Raw genomic sequence first — 3,175 nt, forward strand, 5'->3', positions numbered from 1 at the left:
CGTTCGACAGCCGGGAGGACTTCGAGCGCTGGTCCACCTCGCCGGAGTACCGGGAGATCTCCCGGGACCGGGAGGCGGCCACCGAGGGCGTGGTCCTGCTGCTCGACGGGATCGGTCACGCCTGGCCGGCCTGACGACCGGTCAGAGCCGGTGACGCACCCACACGTTGGGCTCCACGTACGCGGCGTGGTCGTGGTCGACGTCGACGAGCACCGGCGTCAACGCACCAGGCACCCGCACCGGCCCGGAGGTGTCGAACGGCAGCCCGGTCCAGCGCCGCCAGTCCGCGAGCGTCCCGGTCACCGTCATCGACCGGGGCGCGACCCGCTCGATCACGCCGCCCGCCCGCACGTGCACCCGCAGCCACGGATCGGCCGGCAGACCGTCGGGGCGGCGGCGGGCCGCGTACTCGGTCATCGGCACGTCCGGGGCGGCGGCCTTGCCGTTCGGGCGCACCGGCGCCACCAGCGTGTCGAACCCGGCGCGGGCCACCGCCGCGCGCATGGCGTCGAGCATCAGCCCGGACACCCCGCCGCCGCGCCGGTCCGGGCGCACGCAGATCTCCAGCGCGGACACCAGGTTGGGGGTGGACCCGGTGAGCCGGCCGAGCGTGGCCCGCTGGATCACCCGATCCCAGCCGCCGTCGGGCAGCTCGTCCTCGGTCCAGCGCAACGGCGCCGCGTAGCCCCGGGCGACGGCCCGGCCCGGCTCGGCCGGGTCGACGGCGGCGAAGACGAACTCGGGGTACGTCTCGTGTGCGACGCCGTAGTAGAGCGCGCCCATCGGATCCCAGAGCATGAACGGCGGCCAAGCGCCGTCGAAGTCGGTGTCGAGCAGCGGCGCCAGGTCGGGCCGCTGCGCCAGGGTCACGATCTCCAGAGTCACGCCGGGGAGGCTAGAGCCGCGCGGCCCGGACCGCACGCCGATTACCGCCGCGCCGCTGGTTAGGCTGCCGGCATGGCAGATCCGTTCCGGGTGCGCGTCACCGTGCGCGGCTACGAACTCGACACGCAGGGGCACCTCAACCAGGCGGTCTACCTCCAGTACGCCGAGCACGCCCGCTGGGAGTGCCTGCGCGCCTCCGGCATCGGCCAGGACCGGCTGATCGCCGGCGGCGTCGGACCGGTCGCGCTGGAGGTGACTGTGCGTTACCTGCGGGAGCTGCGCGGCGGCGACGAGGTCGACGTGACCTGCGAGTTCCACTGGGGCGAGGGCAAGACGTTCCGGATCGGCCAGGAGTTCACCCGCGCGGACGGCACCCCCGTCGCCTCGGTGTCCGGCGTCGGCGGCCTGCTCGACCTCGCCGAACGGCGGCTGGTGCCCGACCCGCGCGAGCGGTTCCGGGCACTGGCCACCGACCCCGCGCCGATGAGCCTGTAGCGCCCGGTCAGCCCGCCGCGCGCAGGTGGGCGAGCACTGCCAGCACCCGCCGGTTGGTGTCCTCGTCCGGCGGCAGGCCGAGCTTGGCCAGGATGTTGCCCACGTGCTTGCCGATCGCCGCCTCGGTCACGTGCAGCCGCGCCGCGATCGCGCTGTTGGAGTGGCCCTCGGCGACCAGGCCCAGCACCTCCCGTTCACGGGGGGACAGCGCGCCGAGCGGGTCGCGCGGGCGGCGCAGCAGGTGCCGCACCACGTCCGGGTCGACGGCGGTGCCGCCGGCCGCCACCCGGCGCAGCGTCGCGGCGAACTCCTCGACGTCCGCCACCCGGTCCTTGAGCAGGTAGCCGACCCGGTTGCCGTCGCCGCTGTCGAGCAGCGCGGCGGCGTACCCGCTCTGCACGTGCTGGCTGAGCACCACCACGGCGAGGTCCGGGCGTTCGGCGCGCAGCGCGACCGCCGCCCGCAGGCCGTCGTCGCGGTGCTGCGGCGGCATCCGGATGTCGGTCACCAGCAGGTCGGGCCGGTGGGTGCGGACCGCGTCGAGCAGGTCCGGGGCGGAGCCGACGGCGGCGTCCACCGCGAAACCGAACCGGGTCAGCAGGCCCACCAGGCCCTCCCGGAGCAGCACCTCGTCCTCGGCCAGGACGACCCGGATCACGGACGGCACGGCAGCTCCACCCGCACGAGGGTAGGCCCACCGGGCGGGCTGGACAGCAGCAGCCGCCCGTCCACCGCCGCCACCCGGTCCGCGAGCCCGGTCAGACCGGTGCCGCGCGCCGGGTCGGCGCCGCCCCGGCCGTCGGCGCGCACCTCCACCACCAGCAGTCGTTCGTCGCGGATCAGGCGCCCCTGCGCCCGGGTCGCCCCGGACTGCCGGGCCACGTTGCCGAGCGTCTCCGAGACCACGTACCAGGCGGTGGTCTGCACCAGGTCCGGCACCGGGCGGGTCAGGTCGGCGTGCACGGTGACCGGGACGACCGACCGGGCGGCCAGATCACCGACGGCGGCGGCCAGGCCGAGTTCGGTGAGCTGCTGCGGGCGGATGCCCTGGACGATCCCGCGCAACGTCACCATCAGCTCCTTGGCCTGCTCGTGCGCCGCCGCGAGCGGCTTCGCCGCCGGGGAGCCGTCCGGCACGTCGAGGCGGGCCAGCCCGAGCTGGAGGGTGAGGCTGGTCAGGCGCGGCTGCACGCCGTCGTGCACGTCCCGCTCGACGCGGCGGCGCTCGGCCTCGTAGGCGCTCACCAGGCGGGCCCGGGACCGGGTCACCTCGCGCAGCGCCGTCCCGCCGGGCGCGTCGTCGAGCAGCAGGCGGGTCACCGCCGCCTGGGCCGCGACGAGCAGACCGGCCAGGTAGACCAGCGCGGGGACCGCCAGCAGACCGGCGACCGCGTACGGCACCGCCTCGGCGGGGGAGTCGACAGTGGCCCAGATCAGCACGATGCGGTCCTCGCCGCCGGCCAGCCACGGACCGGCCACCAGCGCCACGTCCAGCAGCACGAGCAGACCGAACATCCCGTACGCCAGCGGCACCGCCACACCCAGCACCGCCAGGTACGCGCCCTCCCGCCACCCGTCGGCGGTGGTGAAGCGGGCGACGAGTCCCCGCCATTTCGGCGCGGTCACCGGGCGGTCGTCGACCAGGCCGAGACGCCACCGCTCGACGGCCGCCACCGGCGCGCCGGCCAGCGGCGCGAGCGCCACCACCGCCAGCGCCAGCACGGCCAGCACCGCCAGCGCCGTGGCGTCGACCGGGCGGCCCCGCCGCAGCGCGCCGGCCACCAGCAGCAGCGGC

The 3,175-nt window shown here is 76.1% G+C and carries 5 protein-coding genes; 2 read left to right on the plus strand and 3 right to left on the minus strand.

Annotated elements, in window-relative coordinates:
• On the plus strand, positions 1–134 hold a 134-nt coding region (locus KBX39_RS27225), incomplete at its 5' end, for a DUF1330 domain-containing protein (protein WP_210873220.1).
• Positions 135–141: 7 nt separating this feature from the next.
• On the opposite strand, the gene KBX39_RS27230 is transcribed toward KBX39_RS27225, so the two are convergent.
• Positions 142–885 carry an N-acetyltransferase gene (locus KBX39_RS27230; protein WP_233514654.1) on the minus strand — a complete coding sequence of 248 codons (744 nt, stop codon included), beginning with the start codon at positions 883–885 and terminating at the stop codon, positions 142–144.
• 72 nt (positions 886–957) lie between these two features.
• On the opposite strand from KBX39_RS27230, the gene KBX39_RS27235 reads away from it, so the two are divergent.
• The gene (locus KBX39_RS27235; protein WP_043323829.1) at positions 958–1,380 is read left to right on the plus strand and encodes a thioesterase family protein; all 423 of its coding nucleotides are present in this window, start codon (positions 958–960) and stop codon (positions 1,378–1,380) included.
• Between the two features lie 7 nt (positions 1,381–1,387).
• On the opposite strand, the gene KBX39_RS27240 is transcribed toward KBX39_RS27235, so the two are convergent.
• Entirely contained in the window at positions 1,388–2,047 is a 660-nt protein-coding gene (locus KBX39_RS27240) for a response regulator transcription factor (RefSeq protein ID WP_043323831.1), read from the minus strand.
• The coding region (locus tag KBX39_RS27245) for a histidine kinase (RefSeq protein WP_210873218.1) at positions 2,035–3,175 on the minus strand (1,141 nt) is incomplete at its 5' end. The genes KBX39_RS27240 and KBX39_RS27245, both read right to left, overlap by 13 nt.

This window comes from Micromonospora sp. D75 (assembly GCF_018070405.1).
Taxonomy (GTDB): Bacteria; Actinomycetota; Actinomycetes; order Mycobacteriales; family Micromonosporaceae; genus Micromonospora; species Micromonospora chalcea.